The sequence below is a fragment of the Pantoea sp. FN0305 genome, from assembly GCF_050113845.1.
In the GTDB taxonomy this organism is placed as follows: domain Bacteria; phylum Pseudomonadota; class Gammaproteobacteria; order Enterobacterales; family Enterobacteriaceae; genus Mixta; species Mixta alhagi.
In genome coordinates, this window is the sequence record NZ_JBNJSN010000003.1 from 214,227 (window position 1) to 235,898 (window position 21,672).

Annotated in this window: 20 protein-coding genes; 10 read left to right on the forward strand and 10 right to left on the reverse strand. The window is 53.6% G+C overall.

Going from position 1 to position 21,672, the window contains the following annotated elements; all coding sequences use genetic code 11:
* Positions 1-12: 12 nt before the first annotated feature.
* Entirely contained in the window at positions 13-594 is a 582-nt protein-coding gene (locus ACQE3Y_RS08010) for a LysE family translocator (RefSeq protein ID WP_426973928.1), read from the reverse strand.
* Between the two features lie 134 nt (positions 595-728).
* Here ACQE3Y_RS08010 and ACQE3Y_RS08015 point away from each other — a divergent pair, with 134 nt between their 5' ends.
* Positions 729-2,198, forward strand: a complete 1,470-nt coding sequence (locus ACQE3Y_RS08015; RefSeq protein ID WP_426981356.1) for a PLP-dependent aminotransferase family protein — start codon at positions 729-731, stop codon at positions 2,196-2,198.
* Between the two features lie 10 nt (positions 2,199-2,208).
* On the opposite strand, the gene ACQE3Y_RS08020 is transcribed toward ACQE3Y_RS08015, so the two are convergent.
* On the reverse strand, positions 2,209-2,832 hold the full coding sequence (locus ACQE3Y_RS08020; protein ID WP_250651403.1) for a glutathione S-transferase family protein: 624 nt from the start codon (positions 2,830-2,832) through the stop codon (positions 2,209-2,211).
* A gap of 632 nt (positions 2,833-3,464) precedes the next feature.
* Between ACQE3Y_RS08020 and ACQE3Y_RS08025 the strand changes: the two genes are divergently transcribed.
* Together ACQE3Y_RS08025 and ACQE3Y_RS08030 are read left to right on the forward strand one after the other, a co-directional pair.
* Complete coding sequence (locus ACQE3Y_RS08025; protein ID WP_426973927.1) at positions 3,465-3,590, forward strand: hypothetical protein; 126 nt, start codon at positions 3,465-3,467, stop codon at positions 3,588-3,590.
* 234 nt (positions 3,591-3,824) lie between these two features.
* Positions 3,825-4,676 (forward strand): PhzF family phenazine biosynthesis protein, encoded by an 852-nt coding sequence (locus ACQE3Y_RS08030; protein WP_426981358.1) that lies wholly within the window; start codon positions 3,825-3,827, stop codon positions 4,674-4,676.
* A gap of 62 nt (positions 4,677-4,738) precedes the next feature.
* Here ACQE3Y_RS08030 and ACQE3Y_RS08035 read toward each other — a convergent pair whose 3' ends face one another.
* On the reverse strand, positions 4,739-5,497 hold the full coding sequence (locus ACQE3Y_RS08035; protein ID WP_426973925.1) for an SDR family NAD(P)-dependent oxidoreductase: 759 nt from the start codon (positions 5,495-5,497) through the stop codon (positions 4,739-4,741).
* Positions 5,498-5,612: 115 nt separating this feature from the next.
* On the opposite strand from ACQE3Y_RS08035, the gene ACQE3Y_RS08040 reads away from it, so the two are divergent.
* From ACQE3Y_RS08040 to ACQE3Y_RS08050, 3 genes are all read left to right on the forward strand, one after another.
* Positions 5,613-6,512, forward strand: a complete 900-nt coding sequence (locus ACQE3Y_RS08040; RefSeq protein ID WP_426973924.1) for a LysR family transcriptional regulator — start codon at positions 5,613-5,615, stop codon at positions 6,510-6,512.
* Positions 6,513-6,566: 54 nt separating this feature from the next.
* A complete protein-coding gene (gene yhjD, locus ACQE3Y_RS08045) occupies positions 6,567-7,571 on the forward strand; it encodes an inner membrane protein YhjD (RefSeq protein WP_426973923.1) in 1,005 nt (334 codons plus the stop codon).
* A 282-nt stretch (positions 7,572-7,853) separates the two neighbouring features.
* On the forward strand, positions 7,854-9,185 hold the full coding sequence (locus tag ACQE3Y_RS08050; protein WP_426973922.1) for an MFS transporter: 1,332 nt from the start codon (positions 7,854-7,856) through the stop codon (positions 9,183-9,185).
* Positions 9,186-9,238: 53 nt separating this feature from the next.
* On the opposite strand, the gene ACQE3Y_RS08055 is transcribed toward ACQE3Y_RS08050, so the two are convergent.
* Positions 9,239-11,299: an AsmA family protein gene (locus ACQE3Y_RS08055; protein WP_426981360.1), complete on the reverse strand. Its 2,061-nt coding sequence runs from the start codon at positions 11,297-11,299 to the stop codon at positions 9,239-9,241.
* A gap of 53 nt (positions 11,300-11,352) precedes the next feature.
* Positions 11,353-12,132 carry a cyclic-guanylate-specific phosphodiesterase gene (gene pdeH, locus ACQE3Y_RS08060; RefSeq protein WP_426973920.1) on the reverse strand — a complete coding sequence of 260 codons (780 nt, stop codon included), beginning with the start codon at positions 12,130-12,132 and terminating at the stop codon, positions 11,353-11,355.
* On the opposite strand from pdeH, the gene ACQE3Y_RS08065 reads away from it, so the two are divergent.
* The 3 genes from ACQE3Y_RS08065 (at position 12,109) to ACQE3Y_RS08075 (ending at position 14,019) form a co-directional block, all read left to right on the forward strand.
* Positions 12,109-12,312 carry a hypothetical protein gene (locus ACQE3Y_RS08065; RefSeq protein WP_426981362.1) on the forward strand — a complete coding sequence of 68 codons (204 nt, stop codon included), beginning with the start codon at positions 12,109-12,111 and terminating at the stop codon, positions 12,310-12,312. The genes pdeH and ACQE3Y_RS08065 overlap by 24 nt on opposite strands.
* An 84-nt stretch (positions 12,313-12,396) precedes the next feature.
* Positions 12,397-13,329, forward strand: coding sequence for a sugar kinase (locus tag ACQE3Y_RS08070; protein ID WP_426974076.1), 933 nt, complete (start codon positions 12,397-12,399; stop codon positions 13,327-13,329).
* A 48-nt stretch (positions 13,330-13,377) separates the two neighbouring features.
* Positions 13,378-14,019 carry a glutathione S-transferase family protein gene (locus ACQE3Y_RS08075; protein WP_426981364.1) on the forward strand — a complete coding sequence of 214 codons (642 nt, stop codon included), beginning with the start codon at positions 13,378-13,380 and terminating at the stop codon, positions 14,017-14,019.
* A 79-nt stretch (positions 14,020-14,098) separates the two neighbouring features.
* Here the strand turns inward: ACQE3Y_RS08075 and ACQE3Y_RS08080 are convergent, their stop codons facing one another.
* Positions 14,099-14,341 carry a hypothetical protein gene (locus tag ACQE3Y_RS08080; RefSeq protein ID WP_426973917.1) on the reverse strand — a complete coding sequence of 81 codons (243 nt, stop codon included), beginning with the start codon at positions 14,339-14,341 and terminating at the stop codon, positions 14,099-14,101.
* Positions 14,341-14,823, reverse strand: coding sequence for a DUF2778 domain-containing protein (locus ACQE3Y_RS08085; RefSeq protein ID WP_426973916.1), 483 nt, complete (start codon positions 14,821-14,823; stop codon positions 14,341-14,343). The genes ACQE3Y_RS08080 and ACQE3Y_RS08085 overlap by 1 nt, the downstream gene beginning before the upstream one ends.
* A gap of 354 nt (positions 14,824-15,177) precedes the next feature.
* Here ACQE3Y_RS08085 and ACQE3Y_RS08090 point away from each other — a divergent pair, with 354 nt between their 5' ends.
* On the forward strand, positions 15,178-16,068 hold the full coding sequence (locus ACQE3Y_RS08090; RefSeq protein ID WP_426981366.1) for an alpha/beta hydrolase: 891 nt from the start codon (positions 15,178-15,180) through the stop codon (positions 16,066-16,068).
* A 49-nt stretch (positions 16,069-16,117) separates the two neighbouring features.
* Here ACQE3Y_RS08090 and ACQE3Y_RS08095 read toward each other — a convergent pair whose 3' ends face one another.
* The 3 genes from ACQE3Y_RS08095 to hmsP all read right to left on the reverse strand — a co-directional run bounded on the left by ACQE3Y_RS08095 (position 16,118) and on the right by hmsP (position 21,591).
* Positions 16,118-17,611 (reverse strand): M16 family metallopeptidase, encoded by a 1,494-nt coding sequence (locus ACQE3Y_RS08095; protein ID WP_426981368.1) that lies wholly within the window; start codon positions 17,609-17,611, stop codon positions 16,118-16,120.
* A 429-nt stretch (positions 17,612-18,040) separates the two neighbouring features.
* Entirely contained in the window at positions 18,041-19,327 is a 1,287-nt protein-coding gene (locus ACQE3Y_RS08100) for a dicarboxylate/amino acid:cation symporter (protein WP_426981370.1), read from the reverse strand.
* A 254-nt stretch (positions 19,328-19,581) separates the two neighbouring features.
* Positions 19,582-21,591 (reverse strand): biofilm formation regulator HmsP, encoded by a 2,010-nt coding sequence (hmsP, locus tag ACQE3Y_RS08105; protein ID WP_426973913.1) that lies wholly within the window; start codon positions 21,589-21,591, stop codon positions 19,582-19,584.
* Positions 21,592-21,672 lie beyond the last annotated feature (81 nt).

The window sequence follows — 21,672 nt, forward strand, 5'->3', positions numbered from 1 at the left end:
CGCTTTTTTCACTTACCGCCATACCTCATACAGCATCCACAGCGCCGTCAGCGCCAGCGAACCGGCCATTACGCTATTAAACAGACGTCGTTTCCACTCCACCGTCAGCAGCACGCGCAGCCGTTCGCCCAGAAACGCCCAGAGTAAAATGCAGGGCAGATTCAGTAGCGCATATCCTGTCAGCACGGTAACAATGCCGTTATCGGCGATATAGAGCAGCGCCACATTGCTGACCATCAGCCATGCCTTGGGGTTAATCGCCTGAAACAGCGCGCCGCCTAGCGTGGTCATGGGTCGTGCTTTGGCCTGTAGCGTAGGCGCTGCCGAACGCCAGATTTTCCAGGATAACCACAGCATCCAACCGCAGCCCAGCAGCGTTAACGGCTTGCGGATCTCCTGCATCCAGCCCAGCAGCAAATCCAGCGCCAGTGCCAACAGCAGCAGCTGCACCATGCAGCCCAGCAAAAAACCGCCGATCATCGGCAGCGTGCGACGCAAACCAAAGTTAACGCCAGAGGTCGCCAGTAACAGATTGTTCGGCCCAGGGGTTATCGACATTACGGTGACATAGCTGAAAAAAGAGGGATCGATCATGGCAGGCTCCAGGCTGATAACAGAAGCTTTATGTTATGCAGCGCCGGAGAATGGTAACAGAGACAGCAAAAAACTATTGTAATGGGTACAAAGCCTGTTTGATAAAATTGTACCCCACCGTTCAGGGAGCAACTGTGTCCATCGATCTCAGCGAAAACCGGCGTTATCAGCAGCTGGCGGATAATTTTGCCAGCGCCATTCATGACGGCACCTGGCTGCCAGGCAGCCGTTTGCCGGCGATTCGCCGGGTGGCAATGGCGCAGCAGGTCAGCATCAATACCGTTCTGAGCGCCTGGCGGCTGCTGGAAGATCGCGGGCTGATTGAGTCGCGCCCGCAGTCCGGTTATTACGTGCGCAGCATGCTGCCCGCGCCGGAAAAAAGTCCGGGCTATCTGACCACCATCAGCACGCCGGGGCAGGCCAAGCTGGATCTGATTGATACGGTGTTTGCGGCGCAAAATCACCCCGACTATATCAATATCTCCCTGGCCTGCCCGCGTGATGGCGACTTCTACCCCACGGCCAAACTGGCGCGTATTACCGCCTCGCTGCTACGCCGCCATCCGCAGATTATCGGACGCTATGCGCTGCCGCCGGGTAGCGAAACCTTACGTAAAGAGATCGCGCGGCGCGCCAGCTATATGGGTATGAAACTCACAGCCGAAAGCGTTACGCTGACGCATGGTTGCATGGAAGCGCTACAGCTGGCGCTGCGCGCCACGACGCGTCCGGGCGACTGCGTGGGCCTGGAGACGCCGACCTACTTTTTCCTGTTTCCGCTGCTCTCCAGTCTTGGTCTGAAGATGCTGGAAATTCCTACCGATCCACAAACCGGCCTGTCGCTGGATGCGCTGGAGATGGTGTTACAGGAAGGTCGTATTCAGGCGCTGATCGCCATGCCCGGCCTGCAAAACCCGTTGGGCTGTAGCATGACGCCAGAAAATAAAAAGCGGCTGGCGGCGCTGATGAATCAATGGCAGGTGCCGCTGATTGAGGATGGTTTATATGATGAACTGCAGTTTCGCGAGCCACAGCTGCCGACGGTAAAGGCGTTCGATCGCGACGGCTGGGTGATCTACTGCACCAGCTTTACCAAAACGGTGGCCCCGGACTTTCGTATCGGCTGGATGGCGGCAGGCCGCTACAGCAAAGAGATTGCCCGGCTGAAAGCCTTCTCTTCTATGGCGGAATCAGCGTTGCTGTGCGAGACGCTGGCACAGTTTCTGGCTACCGGCGGCTACGATCGTCACCTGCGATCGCTGCGCCGTCGCTATGCTGCCAATCTGGATGAAGCGCGGGCGTTAATTGCACAGCATTTTCCGGTTGGCACCCGCGCCACGCTGCCACAGGGCGGCTTTGTTTTCTGGATAACGCTGCCGGACAGCATTGATACCGAGACGCTGTTCCATCGATTGCTGCAGGAAAAAATCTGCCTGACGCCTGGCGCGCTTTACACCCTGAGCGATCGCGCTAATCATGCAGTACGTCTTTCCTGCTGTTATCCCTTTGACGATCGTTATCGTTACGCCATCAGTCGTGCGGGCGCGGTGGCCTGTGAAATGAGCGGGTTGCCCGCTGGCACGGTTGAGCCCCGGCTGGCTTGATCCTCCGCCTTTACGGGATGCCGTTGCGCCCCCATTTTACGTAGCCTTCCCGGCCGGTAAGCCGTTCATAATAGGCGCGAACGGCGGGATAATTTGCATGCTCAAGCGGCGTTTCATACCAGCGGTTAACCGACAGGCCAATAGGAATATCCGCCAGGCTAAAGCGATCGCCTGCAATATAGCGCCCGGTTTTTTCCAGCTGCTGATTTAAAATCCCCATGGTGTAAGTCCAGCCTTTACAGGCGGCGGCCAGCAGCCGTTCGTTCTGATGGGCGGGCGACTGACGCACCAGCGCCATAAAGGCGTAGCGCCAGGCCGTATTCAGTTCGGTGGCCTGCCAGTCTATCCAGCGATCAACCAGCGCACGCGCACGCGGGGCAGTCGGATAGAGCCATTCACCCTGGTAAGCGTTTGCCAGGTAGCGAATGATGGTATTCGATTCCCACAGCACAAAGTCTTCATCTTTGATCACCGGTATCATCGCATTAGGATTCAGCGCCAGGAAGCGCGCCTCATGGGTAGATTTAAACCCCTGGCCCCACTCTTCCCGCTGATAAGGCAGGGAAAGCTCGTCGCATAGCCAGAGCACTTTACGCACGTTGATAGAGGAGGCACGTCCTAATATTGTCAGCATCAATTCAGCCCTGAATTTTTATATGGTTACTCTATTCATAGTGGTTGCCGTTGACGTTAGCAACGTAAACAGGGTAGTAATCAGTTTTCTGCCGTTATCAGGGCGCCCCTCTTCACAAAATCTGGATGAAACGTGGCCGCTTATTGCCTGGCACGCCCCGATCGGTATCCACACAGGTATAGGGGTCTGTGAAATAAGCGTATGCTCCACAAGTTAAAATATTATGTCTAAAATCTTCATTGTCTCTATATATAAGATAGTTTTATCTTTTAGCAAAAGGTGATGCTTCTCATAAAATATGAATTAATCGATTTAATCACATAAAAAAGCCAGCCTTTACTATCTGATTAACTGACGCTATGACATTCATGCCTCTCAATAATTAAGCATTGGGATAATCATGGGAAATTTAAAAAAAAGTGCCATATCTAATATAGTGGGATTATGCTTCAGTATATTACTGGCTCATCTTTCTTCATTGAGAATAATGTACGATGGCAGTTATCAACATATATGGGATGTTATTACTATCGTGATGGTATTCTTCGGCATCAAATATATAGCAATGTTACTCATTGACTCTATCTTCAAAAACAAACGACCATGAAAGCAAAATACATGAGGAAAATAAAATGAAAGAAATTCCTTTGAGCGTATTAAATAAAATAACTGGAGCCAGAGGAGCTCCTGCTACACCAGCTAATAACATTGGCGCATCTATGATTACAGGAGCTTTAGCTGGCATGTATTTGGGTTAGTTAAAAACCTGTTTATTCCCTCCAATCAAAAAAACCTTTAAGCGGCAAAAAATATATTGCCACTTTCTGGGATAATTAACGCACCTGGAAAAACTTGCTTATCCAGTAATTACTGACCAGCTTGTAAGAAAAGTGAGTTGGGGACCAGAAGCAAGGTATAAAGCAATCTAAATATTGACGTTAGCAACGTAAACAGGGTAGTAATCAGTTTTCTGGATCAACGTTGGGATGGTTATGGCACTCACTCTTCCGTTTAAGCAGGTCGATGTTTTCAGTAATACCGCTTTCTGTGGTAATCCACTGGCGGTGATCCTTGATGCCAGCGCGCTGAGCGATGCGCAAATGCAGGCTATCGCCCGCTGGACTAACCTGTCTGAAACCACCTTTGTCCTGCCGCCTCAGCATCCTGACGCTGATTATCGGGTGCGCATTTTTACTATTGAGGGCGAGCTGCCATTTGCCGGTCATCCTACGCTGGGTACGGCGCACGCGCTGCTGGAGGCGGGCCACCTGGTTAAAACGCCGGGCCGTATGGTGCAGGAATGCGGCGTGGGGCTGGTGCCCATTTCTGTGGTCGCCAACGGCGATCTGGCCTTTGCCGCGCCGGAGGCGGTGCTAACCGGCTGGGAGCATCCCGGCATCGCCGCCGCCCTGAACAGCGAAGCTTTTGATATGCAGCAGGCGGTGACAATTGTTGATATGGGCATCCGCTGGTTGCTGGTGCCGATGGCCTCGGCGCAGGCGGTACTGGATATTGTTCCCGACGTACCGCGTCTGGCGCAGCTGTTGCAGGATGCCGGGGTCTCTGGCGTGATGCCGTTTGGCCCGGCCAGCGATGGCAAAGTGCAATATGAGGTGCGCGGATTGCTGGTGGAACAGGGCGCGTTAACGGAAGATCCCGTTACCGGCAGCGCCAATGCCTGCCTGGCGCGTTATCTGGCGGCACAGGGCCGCCCGCATGATTATCTGGCGCGTCAGGGCACCGTTATTCAGCGTAACGGCCTGGTTTCCGTTCAGTACCGCGATGATGGCATCTGGATCGGCGGCAAAGTCGTTACTCTTATTGACGGCACCCTGACGGTGTAAATCTTATGCGGCCAGTGCGGAAGCCCTCCGCCTGGCCTGCCATCATCATCGCCTGTTCAGGGTTACAGAAACATGCCGCCAGATGCCTCGATGCGCTGGGCGGTGATCCAACCGGTATCTTCACTAAGCAGTGCAGCCACGGCACGTCCAATATCATCCGGCTGTCCGGCGCGTCCCATAGCAGTTTGCGCAGCGATCCAGGCATTAACCTCCGGATTATCGCGCACCGAACCGCCGCCAAAATCGGTTTCGATCGCACCGGGCGCCAGAATATTTACCGCAATACCGCGCGGCCCCAGTTCACGCGCCTGATAGCGCGTCAGCACTTCCATTGCGCCTTTCATTGATGCGTATGCCGCATAGCCGGGCGGGCTAAAACGCGCCAGTCCGCTGGAAACGTTGAGAATGCGGCCGCCGTCATTAATCAACGGCAGAAGACGCTGTGTCAGAAAAAAGGGACCTTTGAAATGGGTGAGCATCAGCGTATCGAATTGCTGCTCGCTGGTTTCAGCAAAAGCGTTGTACATGCCAACGCCTGCATTATTGAACAGATAATCAAAGCGCTCACGTTGCCACTTCGTGCGCAGCGTCTGCTGCAGGCGTTCGATAAAATCTGCGAAGCTCGGCACCTCAGCCACATCCAGCTGCAGTGCCACAGCGCGCTGGCCCAGAGCATGAATGGCTTCGACCACTTTTTCTGCTTCCTGCTGCTGTTGACGCCAGGTAATTATCACATCAACGCCTTTTTCCGCCAGTTTCAGCGCCGCATTACGTCCTAAACCCCGGCTGCCACCAGTTATCAATACAATTTTATCGCTCATGATGCGTCTCCTGCCTTTTTATCGCTTAAAAATCCAGCATATTGAAAACATTTTGTGCGATAAACTATGCTAATAACGTTTCACTGTTTCATTCCTGATAACAAACGGTGCATAAATGGATAAAATTCACGCAATGAAAGTGTTTGTCACGGTAGCGGAGATGGAGAGCTTTACCCGCGCGGCAGAAAGCCTTGGACTACCGAAAGGCAGCCTGTCGCGTCAGGTGCAGGCGCTGGAAGATGGATTAGGCACACGTCTGCTGCATCGCACTACCCGACGCGTACAGCTTACTCAGGATGGGCTGGCCTATTACGAACGCTGCCGCGATGTGCTGGCAACGCTGGAGGAGATGGATGCGCTGTTTCAGAACGAACCGGCCACGCTAAGCGGCCGCCTGCGGGTAGATATGCCGGTGGCGCTGGCGACCGATATCGTTATTCCACAGCTGCCGCAGTTCCTGCAGCACTATCCTGGCCTGGAACTGGAGCTAAGCAGCAGCGATCGACAGGTGGATGTGATTCGGGAAGGCTTTGACTGCGTGGTGCGCGTCGGCCAGCTTCAGGATTCCGGCCTGATGAGCCGTACGCTGGGCCTGCTGCAAATGGCAAACTGCGCCAGCCCCAGCTATCTGATGCGTTTTGGCATGCCGCTGCGGCTGGAAGAGCTTTCACAGCACGCGATGGTGCATTACAGCCAGCAATTTGGCGGCGCGCCCGCAGGCTTTGAATATTATGACGGTCAGCGCAGCCATTTTATCCAGACCGGCGGCGCGCTGACGGTTAACTCGACGCAAGCTTATCGTCACGCCTGCCTTGCCGGGCTGGGTATTATTCAGGCACCGCGTCACGGTATTCAGCCGCTGCTGGAAAATCAGCAACTGGTGGAAGTGCTGCCCGGTTTCCACGCCCGCGCTATGCCGCTGTCACTGCTTTGGCCGCACCGCCGCAATCTGGCCCAGCGGGTGAGAGTTTTTATGGAATGGCTGACGCAGCTGTTGAAAGGCTACGTTGCGTAACAGCGCGGCTATAATGACAAGCTAAAGCCCTAAACAAAAGGATGATTCCGGTTGATGACGGACAAAAACGCCCAGCCTCCTGTTGAGCAGGCAGAAGAGAAACCCCTGATTAATATCAAGACTGGCAACGCTACGGTTGATCGCTCGATTAGCCGGGTTTCACATTTTATAAGGTGGTTTCAGGCGATCCCGGCGGTAGCGCATTTTATTCGCGCCGGAGCACGTTTTACCGATCGCATGGGCAGCCAGTTTGGCGCCGCAATTACCTATTTCTCGTTTTTATCGCTGATCCCGATTCTGATGGTCTCTTTTGCAGCGGTGGGTTTTGTGCTGGCGTCGCATCCAACATTGCTGAACGAATTGATTGAACGCATCGCCAACAGCATCAGCGATCCCACGTTAGCCAGCACGTTAAAAAATACGGTCAAAACGGCCGTTCAGCAGCGTACCACGGTGGGTATCACCGGTCTGCTGGTCGCGCTCTATTCAGGTCTTAACTGGATGGGCAACCTACGTGAAGCGATTCGCGCCCAGTCGCGTGACGTTTTTGAACGGGGTAAGGAGGATAAAGAAAAAATCTACTTTAAATATACCCGCGACTTTATTTCCCTGACCGGGCTGGTGCTGGCGCTGATTATTACTTTGTCGCTGACCTCTATCGCTGGCTCAGCGCAGGATGCGATTGTGCGGGCGCTGGGACTGGAAGATATCGAATGGCTGCGTCCGGCGATGACGCTGATTGCTCTCTCGATTTCTATTTGCGCCAACTATTTGCTGTTTCTGTGGATTTTCTGGATCCTGCCGCGCCATCGTCCCCATAAAAAAGCGCTGCTGCGTGGCACGCTGCTGGCGGCAATCGGCTTTGAGATCATTAAATTTATTATGACCATGACCCTGCCGAAGTTGGCCGCTTCGCCCTCCGGAGCTGCTTTTGGCTCAGTGCTGGGGCTGATGGCGTTTTTCTACTTCTTTGCTCGCCTGACGCTGTTTTGCGCTGCCTGGATTGCCACTGCCAACTATAAAGATGACCCCCAGCTGGAACTACGCAAAAAAAAATAGCCCATGCACGACGCGGTATATCAGACGAAAATACCGCGTCGTGTACACTATTTAAGCAACAGTTAGCATGAATAACTAACCCCTCACTTTTATTTTCCCGTTTTGCAGTGATTCCCGCCAGAAAACCAGCCATTCACCCTGCCATCCGCCGATAAAGCTTTATTGTTAAAAATTATCCTCTTTTCACCTGCTGAAGCCAGCCGTGACGCGGCTTTTCACCGTTGAACGCGCCTGAGGCAGTGCGTAAGATTCCTGAACACGATTTACAAATAAGAAACAATTATGCAAGCATCCATCGCTCCAACAATCGATACTGAAAACGACAACGCTCAGGTTAACTCGCGCAGTAAAGTGGTTATTGCGTCGCTGGTGGGAACCGCTATCGAATTCTTCGATTTCTATATTTATGCCACCGCCGCAGTGATTGTTTTCCCACATATTTTCTTTCCGCAGGGTGACGCCACCGTCGCCACGCTACAGTCGCTGGCAACTTTCGCCATTGCTTTTATCGCGCGCCCTATCGGCTCAGCGCTATTTGGTCATTTCGGCGATCGTGTGGGTCGTAAGGCCACGCTGGTTGCCTCGCTGTTAACCATGGGGATCTCTACGGTAGTTATTGGTCTGCTGCCCGGCTACGCTACCATTGGCGTTTTTGCACCGCTGCTACTGGCGCTGGCGCGCTTTGGTCAGGGGTTGGGTCTGGGCGGCGAATGGGGTGGCGCAGCGCTGCTGGCAACGGAAAACGCGCCCGCGAAGAAACGCGCGCTCTATGGCTCTTTTCCGCAGCTTGGCGCGCCCATTGGCTTTTTCTTTGCCAACGGCACCTTCCTGCTGCTCTCCTGGCTGTTAACTGACGAGCAGTTTATGAGCTGGGGCTGGCGTGTGCCGTTTGTGCTGTCGGCGGTGCTGGTAATTATTGGCCTTTACGTGCGCGTGTCGCTGCATGAAAGTCCGGTATTCGCTAAAGTGCAGAAAGAGAAAAAGCAGGTACGCATTCCCATCGGTACGCTGCTGAGCAAGCATCTGGGTGCAACGATCCTTGGCACCTTTATCATGCTGGCGACCTACACGCTGTTTTATATTATGACCGTTTATTCAATGAGCTATGGCACCGCGCCGGTTCCAGCCGGTCTCGGCTTTTCACGCAACAGCCTGTTGTGGATGCTGATGGTGGCAGTGATCGGTTTTGGCGTGATGGTACCCATTGCCGGTCTTCTGGCTGACCGCTATGGTCGCCGTAAAACCATGATCGTGATTACGTTGGGGATTCTGGTTTTTGCGCTGCTGTTCCCGTCGCTGATGGCATCTGGCAGCCAGACGATGATGATGGTGTTTCTGCTGCTCGGCCTGAGCATTATGGGCCTGACTTTTGGCCCGATGGGCGCGCTGCTGCCGGAGCTGTTCCCCACAGAGGTGCGTTATACCGGCGCGTCATTTTCATACAATCTGTCGTCGATTCTCGGCGCATCGGTAGCACCTTATATCGCCGCCTGGCTTAACGCTAATTACGGCCTGTTTGCCGTCGGTCTCTATCTGGCGGCAATGGCATTGCTCACGCTCATTGCGCTAATCGCCTGTAAAGAGACGCGCCATCAAACGCTATATGAGGCGTAACCAAAAGCGGTAATAAAAAAGGCGTCTAAATGACGCCTTTTTTACGTTGCGCGTTACTTCTGCTCCTTCATTTGCTGTAAGACATTCACGCACTGATTGTCTTCATTATCGCTGGGGGAAATCAGCGCCAGTAGCGCTGCTGCCGGAGTCAGTACCGTGCCTAACGCTACTGCCGCCGCGCCGCGCGCCAGCAGCGGGCCTTTTTTCACGCCTGCATCCGGGTTTTTAAAGGTACCGCGCACGTATAGCGGCGAGCGCAGAGTAACAATACGTACGCCTTTGCTTTCCGGATTGATAGAGAGATCCATGCGCTCATTGGCAAAGTTAACGTTACCGGAAAGGTAAACCACGGCATTCGTGGTATCAAAAACAAACAGCCGCGACGAGGCAACGCCGTTACGCACCTCCAGATTGGCGGCTGCACAGTTGATACGCACTTCTTCATCGCCAAACAGCTTGCCCACCACGTAGTTACCCACGTTCAGACCAATAATCTCCATCAGGCTACGGCTGATCACGCCCTCGTTCATCAGCAGCTTCATATCGCCATCGCTGGTAGCCAACAGATCCGCTACGGAATTGCCGGTGCCGCTTAACTTCGCATCGCCATTCAACTCACCCATACTGCTACGCATCGCCTCTACGTCCGGTAAAAGCTGGCGCAGATGCAACCGACGAGCATGCAGGTCAGCCCGGCCACGCATGGGCGTTCGGCTACCTTCCAGACGAATAGTTGAATTGATAGAGCCGCCCGCAATGCCAAAGCGCAGCGGATCCAACAGCAGATCGCCATCTTTTAGCTGTAAATGGGTATAAAGATCGCTTAACGGTAGCGAATTACTGTGCTCGATACGCTTGCCGCTGAATTTCACATCAGCATCCATTACGTCCCAGTTTTTAGTATCGAAACGATCATGCGGCAGCACACGATCGGCAGGTTGATTGCTGCTGTCGCTACCTTTTGCTTTTGTACGCTTGCTGCTGTCGCTGTCTTTGCCAGAATCCACGCCAATCAGCGGCCCTAAATCCGCCATGCGTAGCTGGCGAGACTCTACTTCCCCGCTCAGCTTCGGTCGCGGTTTGCCCTGCGTATAGGTCAGCGTGCCGTGAACATCGCTATCGCCGATATGACCATTGAAATTCTCGTAATGGTAAACGGTAGCGCCCTTTTCACGGAATTTTACTTTCAGATGACCATCGGTCTCATATGGCGGGGTATCCGGCAGCAGTACGCCGGTTAAATCGTAAAGGTTAGCCAGCGTATCGCCGGAAAAACGCACGCGCAGATCCAGCCCGCCCAGATTAAGCGGATCCTGCAGGCTGCCGGTAATCCCGACGCGCGTCGAGCCATTGCGTACCTCAGCCTGCACCGGGAAAGGCGTCGTTTTGCTGCGCAACGACAGCATGCCGCCCAGCTTACCGCTTCCCTCAAGCTGCTGATCGTTCCAGGTGCCGCTGGCGCGCCAGCCAAAGATGAAATCCGCTGCGCCCTTCTGCTTATCATCGCCGCCAGCAATCTGGCTATAAGCCACCGGCTTGCCCAGCGGATCCACTTCCATTTTCACATTGGCTTTATTAATCGCATCGCGCCAGGCGATATGCGCCCGATCAAACACAATATTATCCAGGCGAAAAGACCAGGCGGAAGGCTGCTGCTCCGTCTCTGGCTGGTCGCTGCTGGCGAGTTCAAAGGTCCAGTTGTTCTTTTTATCGGCGGTTTGGATCAGGCGGGCGTTTGGCTGCTGAAGCTTGATCCAGGGAATAAAAATCTCTTTGTGCAGCAGCGCCAGCGGTGAAATTGTCGCGTCGGCACGCTGTAAGTGCACCATTGTGACGTCAGGAATATCGGGCGGATTGCCCAGAACAATATCTTCGGCATGTATTTGCGGCCAGGGCACCCAACGACGCCAGCCCGGCTCATCGCGGTTGCGCACCCAGTTAACGCCAAGGTCGCCGCGAATCGCGAAAGGTCGGTTCAGCTCCGTAGAGACTTTCTGGTTGATGGTTGGCTTCAGGCGATTCCAGTCGAAGGTTGCGATTACAACCACAATCACCACAACCAGCAAACAAAAAATCCCAATAACCCAGCTGGTAACTTTTCCTGTGCGTGACATCTCCATCTCCTTACCTGCAATCTATCTGGTAAAGATAGTAGAGAGGAGACAAATCAGCATCCGGCAAGCTGAAACGGCAGATTAACCAGTTCATCAAAAGGCTGCGGACGCGCAAAGAAATAGCCCTGCGCAGCGAAAGCGGGCGAATTGCGCACCTGCTCCCACTCTTCGGCCGTCTCCACTCCTTCGACAATCACCCCTTTACAGTAGCGATTAATCAGCGCCAGCAGTGATGTAAACAGGCAGCGGCCCTCTTCGCTGTTACGCAACAGAATAAACAGCTCGCGTGCCAGCTTGATGTAATCGTAGCTTAGCTCTGTCAGCGCAGAAAAGTTCGCCATGCCGGAGCCAAAGTCGTCCAGCCACAGCGCGCCCAGTTCCGGCATCTGCACCACCATCTCTTCCTGCGGCAGAACATGATGCTCAACCAGCTCAAAGCGAACCCAGGGCAGGCGGGCAATCAGCGCACGCAGCGGCGCGTGATGCTGAATCGCCAGTAGCGCCGGCCCGTCGATATTCACCGACGCAACACATCCGGCATCTTCGAAAAAGCGTTCCCGCTGGCTTAGCAGCTCCAGCTGTTCCTGAATAACATATAAGCGTTGGGGAATATCCAGTGCAGCAAAATAGCGTTCCGGCGACAGTTTCTGACCCGGCGCAGACGCATGCGACACCGCCGTCAGTAGCTCAATTGCCATCAGGCGGCCCGTAACCTGATAAATCGGTTGGAAGGTGTAAAAACGCTGGCATCCCAGCCAATAGTGCCGCTGTTCTTGATGTTGTTGCATGACAATTGAGGAAGGAAGCCGATGACTTATTTTATTCATCATCATGATTTTTATCCTGATAGTCAGGCCCTGTTCCTGAGTCAATCGCAGCATACTGGTAAAGTTTTCGGAGCCAGCGCTGCGTTGAAGGCAGCTACTTTAACAGCAAGAAACCTTTTCAATCGTAACAATAACATGGTGATTTATTGCTTTATCGCTGCTTATATCAGCAAATTAACAACTTAAGTTAAATTAAAACGCTGTTTTAAAATATTGACTCACCGCCGCGCTCGGTGGAGACTAAAGCCTTTTATTACGGGGGTGATTATGATGGCAGGGAAAAAAATAGCGGTAATCGGCGAGTGCATGATCGAACTTTCATCACAGGGAGAGGCGCTGAAGCGAGGCTTTGGCGGCGATACGCTGAACACCGCCGTCTATATTGCACGTCAAACGCAGGCTGATCAGCTGACGGTCGAGTACATTACCGCACTGGGCAACGATAATTTCAGCAGTGAAATGCTTGCCGCATGGCAGCAGGAAGGCGTGCAGACCGGGCTGGTTCAGCGCCTGGATAACCGCTTGCCTGGCCTGTACGTGATTGAAACTGATGCGCACGGCGAACGCACCTTTAGCTACTGGCGTAATGAAGCCGCTGCGCGTTTCTGGCTGCAAAGCCCACAGGCAGAGGCGATTTGCCAGCAGCTGGCGCAATTCGATTATCTCTATCTCAGCGGCATCAGCCTGGCGATTCTGTCAGCAGAAGATCGGCAGCGGCTGATGACACTGCTCTCTGCCTGTCGCGCTAACGGCGGCAAAGTCATCTTTGATAACAACTATCGACCACGCCTTTGGGCAAGCCGCGAGGCGGCGCAGCAGGCCTATCAGGCCATGCTCAGCTGCACCGATATCGCTTTTCTGACGCTGGATGATGAAACCGCGCTATGGGATGAAGCGCCTGTAGAGCAGGTGATTGCCCGCACTCGCGCCGCCGGCGTAAGCGAAATCGTTATCAAGCGCGGCGCGGATGCCTGTCTGGTGGCGCTGAACGATGAGCCGCTGCTGGAAGTACCGGCCATCCGGCTGGAAAAAGAAAAAATTATCGATACCACCGCAGCGGGCGACTCCTTTAGCGCAGGCTATCTGGCGGTGCGGCTGTGCGGAGGCAGCGCGCAGGAAGCGGCGCAGCGTGGTCACCTGACTGCCAGCACGGTTATCCAGCATCGCGGCGCAATTATTCCGCTTAATGCTATGCCGCGCTAAAAGCGGCGCTTATGCTGTAGGCTCCGCTATCGCTCAGGAGAGTAAGCAATGCTTAAGGTTTGGGGACGTAAAACTTCATCGAATGTACAGACTGTGATGTGGTGTATTGGCGAGATGGGGTTGCCTTACCAGCGCATCGACATCGGACACAAATATGGCGGTAACCATACATCAGAGTTTTTGGCGATGAACCCCAACGGCCTGGTGCCGGTGCTGCGTGATGGCGACAGCCAGCCGCTGTTTGAATCCGCCGCCATTGTCCGTTACCTCGCCAGCCGCTATGGCGATGATGCGTTCTGGCCACAGGACGCACTGGCGAGAGCGGCGATTGATGTCTGGGCGGAATGGGCGAAATCTAACGTTTATGTCAGCTTTATGCGCCCGATATTCTGGCCGGTTTTTGTCGTCGCCCCGCAGGAACGGGATGAGCAGGCGATTGCCGCTGCGCTGGATAATCTAACGAAACTATTAAAGATTACCGACCAGCGGCTGGCGCAGCACGATTATCTGGCGGGCGATCGGCTTACGGTAGCGGATATCCTGTTTGGCACACTGCTTTACCGCTATTACACGTTGGAAATAGAGCGTCCCGCGTTGCCTGCACTGGAAAATTATTATCAGCGCTTAACGCAGCGTCCGGCCTATCAGGAGCATGTGATGGTGCCCTATGCCGAGTTGCGTAACTGGTAGCGCCAGATAAGCGACCTTCTCATCCTCAACCGCTTCCGGTTAACAGCCCCTGCCAGTTATGGGGCTTTTTCCAGGCAGCTTAACGTTTTCTGTTACGCGTTAGCGTCACTGCGACCGCAAAAATAATAACGGCAAGAATCAGAGAGATAATAAAGGTTATATTTACCAGCATATTACCAATCTGCTCTGCGCCAGCCACGCCAGCTATATTTGCTATCCGATATTGAAGATCAACCGAAATAAACTGTGGCACAATAAGATTGAGCATCAGCAGTAAAATGACAAAACCCAATGTCCACACTATCCATTTAATAATTTTCATTAATTTACCCGCACTGTGCCAAAAGCTTTCATACTCGTTCCTGGGATACTAAATGTAGTAGTTTGCAAAAGACTAGCACGCAAATAATGAAAATCTGGAATGTGATTAACTGTTATACATCCTTCACTTAAGCCTCTTGGTCCAACCGGATGTAACCGGAACCGCCCGCGCCTGATGCCATTCTCAAAAGTAAAATCATCTATTTGCCCGTCATCTCGGTATAATGCAAACCATTCATTACGGTCAGTTCCGTAGCCATAGCGCAAAGCCATATCGTATAAAAATCCCATTCGCCCGCCTGACTGACGATTGAGAATATAGTATCGCCCTTTTGGAATCGGACCAATATTCTCCCGCCCTGTCATTGTAGGATTATTTCGACCATATTTCTGGCCAGAGAAAGCAGGGAACTTCCCCACATCTTTACATTCTAATATTGATAAAGGCATACCATTGAGCGTGAAAATGCATTCTATAGCCATAACTACTCCTTGTTATTAATCAAAGCTTTTTGATTAAACCACGTTTACTATCCCGTATAATGATAACGCCATCTAATTTTAAAGATCTTATATTCACTAATAACCTTGCTACATTCCCCCGGAAAAAACCAATAATCTTCTCGCTACATTCTTCTTTAGACAAAAATTATTAATAAACCTAACTATTTTCCCATAAGATAAATTCAACTTTCCCGCGCCAGGCTAATTCTGATTCTGCCGGTTAGCGCACAGTAAATGCTGGACGCGCACGCCCCTTAACGCCAATGATTAATGATGCCCCGCCTTCGTAGTACCTGGCTCCGGCACCTAACATCACGCTAATCAGGACAGGTTATGAAAGCAGATATTTTCAATCTCTGGCCACAAGGCGACGCGCCCGGAGCCAGTCAGTCGACCGCTAAACCGCAAATCATCGATTTAGCCAAAGAATTTGAACCTTACAATCGGGCAGCGTCCAGCGTTCGCTGTCCTGAACTGGCCGTCTGGTATCCGGAAGAATCAAACGGCACCACGCTGCTGGTCGCGCCAGGCGGCAGCTTTGCGCGCATTATGATTGATAGCGAAGGCAGTTCGTTGGCGACGTTCTTCACCGCAATGGGTTATACGCTGGCGGTAATGACCTATCGCCTGCCGGGAGATGGACATCATGAAGGGGCCGATGCGCCGCTGGCTGACGCACAGCGGGCAGTTCGCGTTTTGCGCGATCGTGCCGCGCGCGGCCTTAACGGTAAACGCATTGTGATGCTGGGCTTCTCCGCCGGTGGATACGTTGCCGCCAGCGTGGGTACACGCTTTAGCGAAAAGCTTTATCCACCGCAGGATAACGCAGACAAACTCTCGGCGCGTCCTGATGCGCTGGTGCTGGTCTATCCGGTTATCTCCATGCGCGATGGTCTGGCGCACGCCGAATCGCGTCAGCGGCTGCTTGGCGCATGGCCGGACGATAAAACTCTGGAAGCTTATTCGCTGGAAACCCGCGTGACGCGTGAAACACCACCGGTGCTGCTGATCCATGCCGTTGATGATGAAAGCGTGCCGGTCACCCACAGCATGGCCTTTTTCAGCGCCCTGCGGGAGCAAAAAGTGCCGGTGGAACTGCATTTTTATGAGCGCGGCGGCCACGGCTTTGGGATGCGCAATCTGGCCGATTCGCCGTTAGCCAGCTGGCCAATGCTGGTAACTGAATGGCTGCGGGCGAAAAAAACCGCTACCACCACAGTCTGACAGCGCGCAAAAAAACGCCGGTGAGATTTAACCCTCACCGGCGATGATTTTATGACTGTGGCACCGGAATATCTGACACTTCCGCTTTGCCCTCTTCCGGTATGGCAGCCACCGGAGCCGGCGGCGGGGTCATGATTTTCTGCCAGCTCTCATGCAGCGCTTTGATATTGGCTTCTGGTTCGCCCTGCGGCTGCATCAGCGCCATCGTCAGCTCCTGCGACAGCTGTTGACGCAGCTCCTGGTTCAGCGCAGTCAGCGTCAGGCTATTCAGGAAATCCTGCCGGTATTTTTGATACTGCTCCGGCGCAATATCCACTACCGCGTTTTGCTGCGAGCGTAAACGCTGGCTCATCAATACATCGGTATCGGTACGCGCATAAGTGGCGAACAATTTATTCAGCTCGGTGGTTTTCTGCGCCATCAGCGCGTCAAACTCCGACTGCGGCAGGCCATTATCACGCACGTTAGCCAGCTCGTGAGCAATCAGGGTCATATTCTTCTCCAGCGTTTCTGCGCTGGAATCCATGCTGATCGCACACTGCGCCCGCTGGTAAAGCACGCGGCAGTCAAAGCCCACCTGAACGCCCTGCGCTTTGCTGTCGCTTAATACGCGCTGGACATGCCAGAACAGCGCTTCACGCGCCAGATCGCTCTGCCAGTAGCGGATAAGATTTTGCGAATCACGGATGGGCTGCCAGGGCATATCCCAGATTAGCGACAGACGATCCTGCTTCAGGCTGGGATTCACCAGAGTAACCGGCTGCGGCGGCAATGGAGCAAGCGTCGGCATCGGTGCTGGCGTATCACGCTTGCCTGTTAACGGCGAGAAGGCTTTATTAATCTGCTCGCTAAGGGCGCGGCTATCAACATTGCCAACAACAAAGAGCGTCATGGCATCGGGCGTATACCATTGCTTATAGAAGCTGCCAAGCTGATTGATATCAACCGGTGCTTTGGGCTGCTCGGCGGGATCGTGCCCCAACAGCGTGGAACCTTTCAGCCGGTAACGCCACCAGACGTCACGTGGATTAAGCGGCCAGCTGGCGATGGGATCGTCAGCGCCAAGCGCGGTGTTTACCACCTGCTCATTGATCGACATTTTGCCTGCCGTGGCAGAAAGCCAGCTTAACGCCTCCTTCAACAGTTCCGGGCGGTTATTTGGCAGGCTGAGATTGTATAACGTGAATTCATAGGATGTAACGGCTGGCGGCAACGGACGATCGGGGTCCATTCCCTGCTGCCAGAGCGAGCGCTGCTGCGCTGGATCAAGCTCGGTATTATGGACCATCGCCAGGCGAGGCAGCAGATGACTAAAGCCGGTTTGCTGGGCATTTTCCATCAGCGATCCGGTATTCACTATCAGGCGAACTTCCACACGATCGTTGGGACGCTGCGGCGTGCTGAGCAGCTGCCATTTAAAACCGTTATCTAATTTGCCCTGCTGCCAGGCGGGATCGGGTTGTAGTGTTTCAGCCTGCAATGTGCCGCTGACGGCCGCCAGCAACAACCCACCAACCAAAAGACGCATTCTGGTGCCCTGCATGTGAACCCCTACTCAATTACCAACTTAATCTTCATTGATGACGCACGATAGTCTGACGCTATCTTCCTGTTGATAACGCACAGCGGGCGCACCGGCAGTTAGACCACGCAAAAACGAGGTTGTCACACAACGACGTGAAATAAAATGAACGTTAACCGTGCCAGGCCATCTCCGGTGCCATGAGCTGACACAGTCTGTGTGGGCTTTATTATGCAAATGCCTGCTGCAAGGGCAAGTCACAGCGGGCACAGATAAAGGTTTTTTATGATTATTTATAGATTTAGCGCGTTTGTAGCACCGCAGGCGTTCATAAGCTGTACAACTCATGACGCCATATGCGGCGGTTACCCAATAAAAAAGGACGCGGCCTGATTGCCAGGCGGCGTCCTCATGCACGTTAGCGCAGGGCGATGCGCTTTATATCAGGCGTTAGACCGACGTTTCCGGCAGTTTTTTCGCCTTTTTCGCTGATGACAGCTGATCGTGCAGCTGCTTTTCATCCAGCTGATCGACCCATTTCGCCACTACGATTGTCGCCACCCCGTTACCGACCAGGTTGGTTAACGCCCGTGCTTCGGACATAAAACGGTCGATGCCCAGAATCAGCGCCAGTCCGGCGACCGGCAAATGGCCTACCGCAGAGAGCGTTGCGGCCAGCACGATAAAGCCGCTGCCGGTAACGCCCGCCGCGCCTTTCGAGGAGAGCAAAAGTACGACCAGCAGCGTGATCTGATGGAAAATATCCATATGACTGTTGGTGGCCTGGGCGATAAATACTGCGGCCATCGTCAGATAGATTGAGGTGCCGTCAAGGTTAAATGAATAGCCCGTAGGAATAACCAGCCCGACCACTGATTTTTTACAGCCCAGCTTTTCCATCTTATCCAGCATGCGCGGCAATGCGGACTCAGAGGAGGAGGTGCCAAGCACAATCAGCAATTCTTCTTTGATATAGGCGATAAATTTAAAGATATTAAAACCGGTAACGCGGGCGATAGTGCCCAGCACCAGCACCACAAACAGAAAGCAGGTAAGGTAGAAGCAGATAATCAGCTGACCCAGCTGCACCAGCGATCCAACGCCATATTTACCGATGGTAAAGGCCATGGCACCGAAAGCGCCAATCGGAGCAAGGCGCATAATCATATTGATGATGCCAAAGATGACTTTCGAGAAGCTCTCAATCACGTTAAAAATCAGCGTGCCTTTATCGCCCAGGCGGTGCAGCGCAAAGCCAAACAGAATAGCGAACAGCAGAACCTGCAGGATATTGCCGCTGGCAAAAGCGCCAATGACGCTGCCGGGGATCACATCCAGCAAGAAGGCCACAATGCCCTGCTGCTCTGCCTGCTGGGCATAAACCGCCACTGCTTTGGCATCCAGCGTAGCGGGATCGACATTCATACCGGCACCCGGCTGGATCACATTTACCACTACCAGGCCGATGATCAGCGCAATCGTGCTGACCACTTCAAAATAGAGCAGCGCCACCGCGCCGGTGCGGCCAACCGCTTTCATGCTTTCCATACCGGCAATACCGGTGACGACCGTACAGAAAATCACCGGCGCGATAATCATTTTGATCAATTTGACGAAAGCATCACCCAGTGGTTTCATCTGGGCACCCAGTTCCGGGTAAAAATGCCCAAGCAGGATACCGACGGCAATCGCGGTTAATACCTGGAAATACAGGCTCTTAAACAGAGAAGTTTTCATAAAAGCGTATCCGTTGACGGCGTGGGGACGAGGCGTTAGCTGTTTTTATCATCAATACATAGCGCGAAAAAATAACACCGCATTAACAAGATTGATATGTTCTGTCACCACCCGAACGGGCCATAATCAAAATTTATGAACTGAAACGCTTCAGTTAAAAGATCTATAACCAGATATTCAGAATTAAATGCTGGGGTTTTGCAGGCCTCGCTATACCCTTCACGCGTTATGAGCGGGAGCGCGGCCCTTTACCACTAGTTTTGAGGAGAGAGTGTTGCCAGCCATTTCTCGAAATCTTTCAGCGACAGCGGCCCGTCAAACAGATAGCCCTGCCCAATGGTAATGCCGCGCGCCAGCAGCCAGTCGCGTTGCGAAGCCGTTTCAACGCCTTCCGCCACCACATCCAGCGCGGTGATTTCCGAGATAGCCGCCACAATCCTGACCATCGTATCGTCATTGGGCAGCGCCGACACAAAACTGCGATCCATTTTTAGCTTGCTGATTGGCAGCGAGCGGAACTGATGCAGATAGCTCAGATTCGCATAGCCGGTGCCGAAATCATCCAGCGCTACCGCCACGCCCACCTCCTGCAGCGCGCCAAGCAGGCTTTTTGCCTGAGCGGTATCGCCAATCTGCGCGGTTTCGGTTAACTCCAGCACCAGACTGCCGTGTTGAATACGGTGGCGCTCTAACAGCTCCTGCAGATGCCAGACAGTGCCCGGTTCGCGTAGCTGCATAGCGGAAATATTTACGCTCAGCGGCAGCTGAATACCACGCTTCTGCCAGGCTGCCAGTACCCGGCACGCCTCTTCCAGCGCCCAGCGCCCAAGCGCGCCGATAACGCCAATTTCCTCAGCATTGGTGATCAGCTCTTCCGGCAGGCTATAGCTGCCGTCTGGCTGGCGCATGCGCAGCAACGCCTCTGCACCGACCAGCTCCCCGCTGGCCATATTAATCTGCGGCTGTAAAAACAGTGCAAACTGCTCCTGCTCCAGCCCCTGCAAAATATCGTGTTCCTGCGTCAGCCGCCGCTGCGCCCGCTCGGTGAGCAACGGATCGAAAAACAGAATCTGATTTTTGCCCTGGTGACGGGCAGACATCATGGCGGAAACCGCGCGCCCCAACAGTTCTGGCGCGTTCATATTGCTGGCGTCGCGCTGAGCAATACCAATGCTGAGCGTCGGGCGTAGCTGCACCTCATGCAGGCTGACCGGCTGATGCAGACGATTCATCAGATTACGTGCCAGACGGTAGGCACGAAACGGGTTGTTCGCCTTTTTTACCAGCAGCGCAAAATCGCTGACGCCAAGCTGACCCAGCACGGTTCGCTCTTCAATAACGCCGCGAATTTTTTCCAGCAGCGTCAAAGTTAGCGTATCGCGCTGCTCTTCCGTCAGCACGCCGTTGGCTTCCAGCAGCGTCTCTATGCGCACCACCATTACGGTAAACGGCCCGCTGTAGACGGCGGCTTTTAAGTGCTGCTCCAGCAGCGCCAGAAACAGCGTGCGGTTGGGAAGGTCGGTTAAAACATAATGCGTGGTCAGGCGGCTCATCTCATCATGCACCGACTCCAGCACCTGCAGGTTACGGTTATAGCTGCGAATTAGCATGCCGATTTCATCGTCATGGTGCAGCTTTGGCAGCGGCAGTTTATGAGTCAGGATATCCTGCGGCGGCAAATCCTGCAGCGCATGAGCAATATCGCGCAGCGGATGGATCACTATCCGGTTAATACACCAGCTGATCGCAATGGAGAGGATCAGCGCCAGCAGCAGATAAGTGGTCAGCATTGTGGCCATGGTGCTGAGGATAAACTGGTACACGCGCCATGAATCGGCCTGCAGCACCAGATAGGCCAGTGGCTTCGGCGAGGCGGCGCTCTCCACCGAATACAGCGGTACGGTGATCTGTACCGGCAGTTCAAACAGCCGGGCAATCAGGCGCGGCACCGCTTTTTCATTCTCAAAATCAGTATGCAACGCCTGAAAAGCATTAGGCAGCACCACTTCGGCGCGTGAAAGAATACCGGCGGGTTTTAAAGATTGCAGGATGCGTTCAGCCTGCGGGATATTGGCACGCAGCACCGCTTCGGACAGTGGCTGACGCACCGTATGCGCGATGTTTTCCATCTGCTGGGCGTAGTCTGTCCTGCGCTGCTGCACAAAATGAAAAAGTTGAATAACGATAAAAATACAGATAGTCACTACCGCAACGCCAGATACCGTTGCCATCTGCTTGATCGTAAGTGACCGACTAACGCGCAAAGCTATTCTCCAGGCCCCGGGAAGCGGGCAATAACGATAAAAGCAACCAGGAGTATATCTCATGGTTGCTGTTTTTTAAGC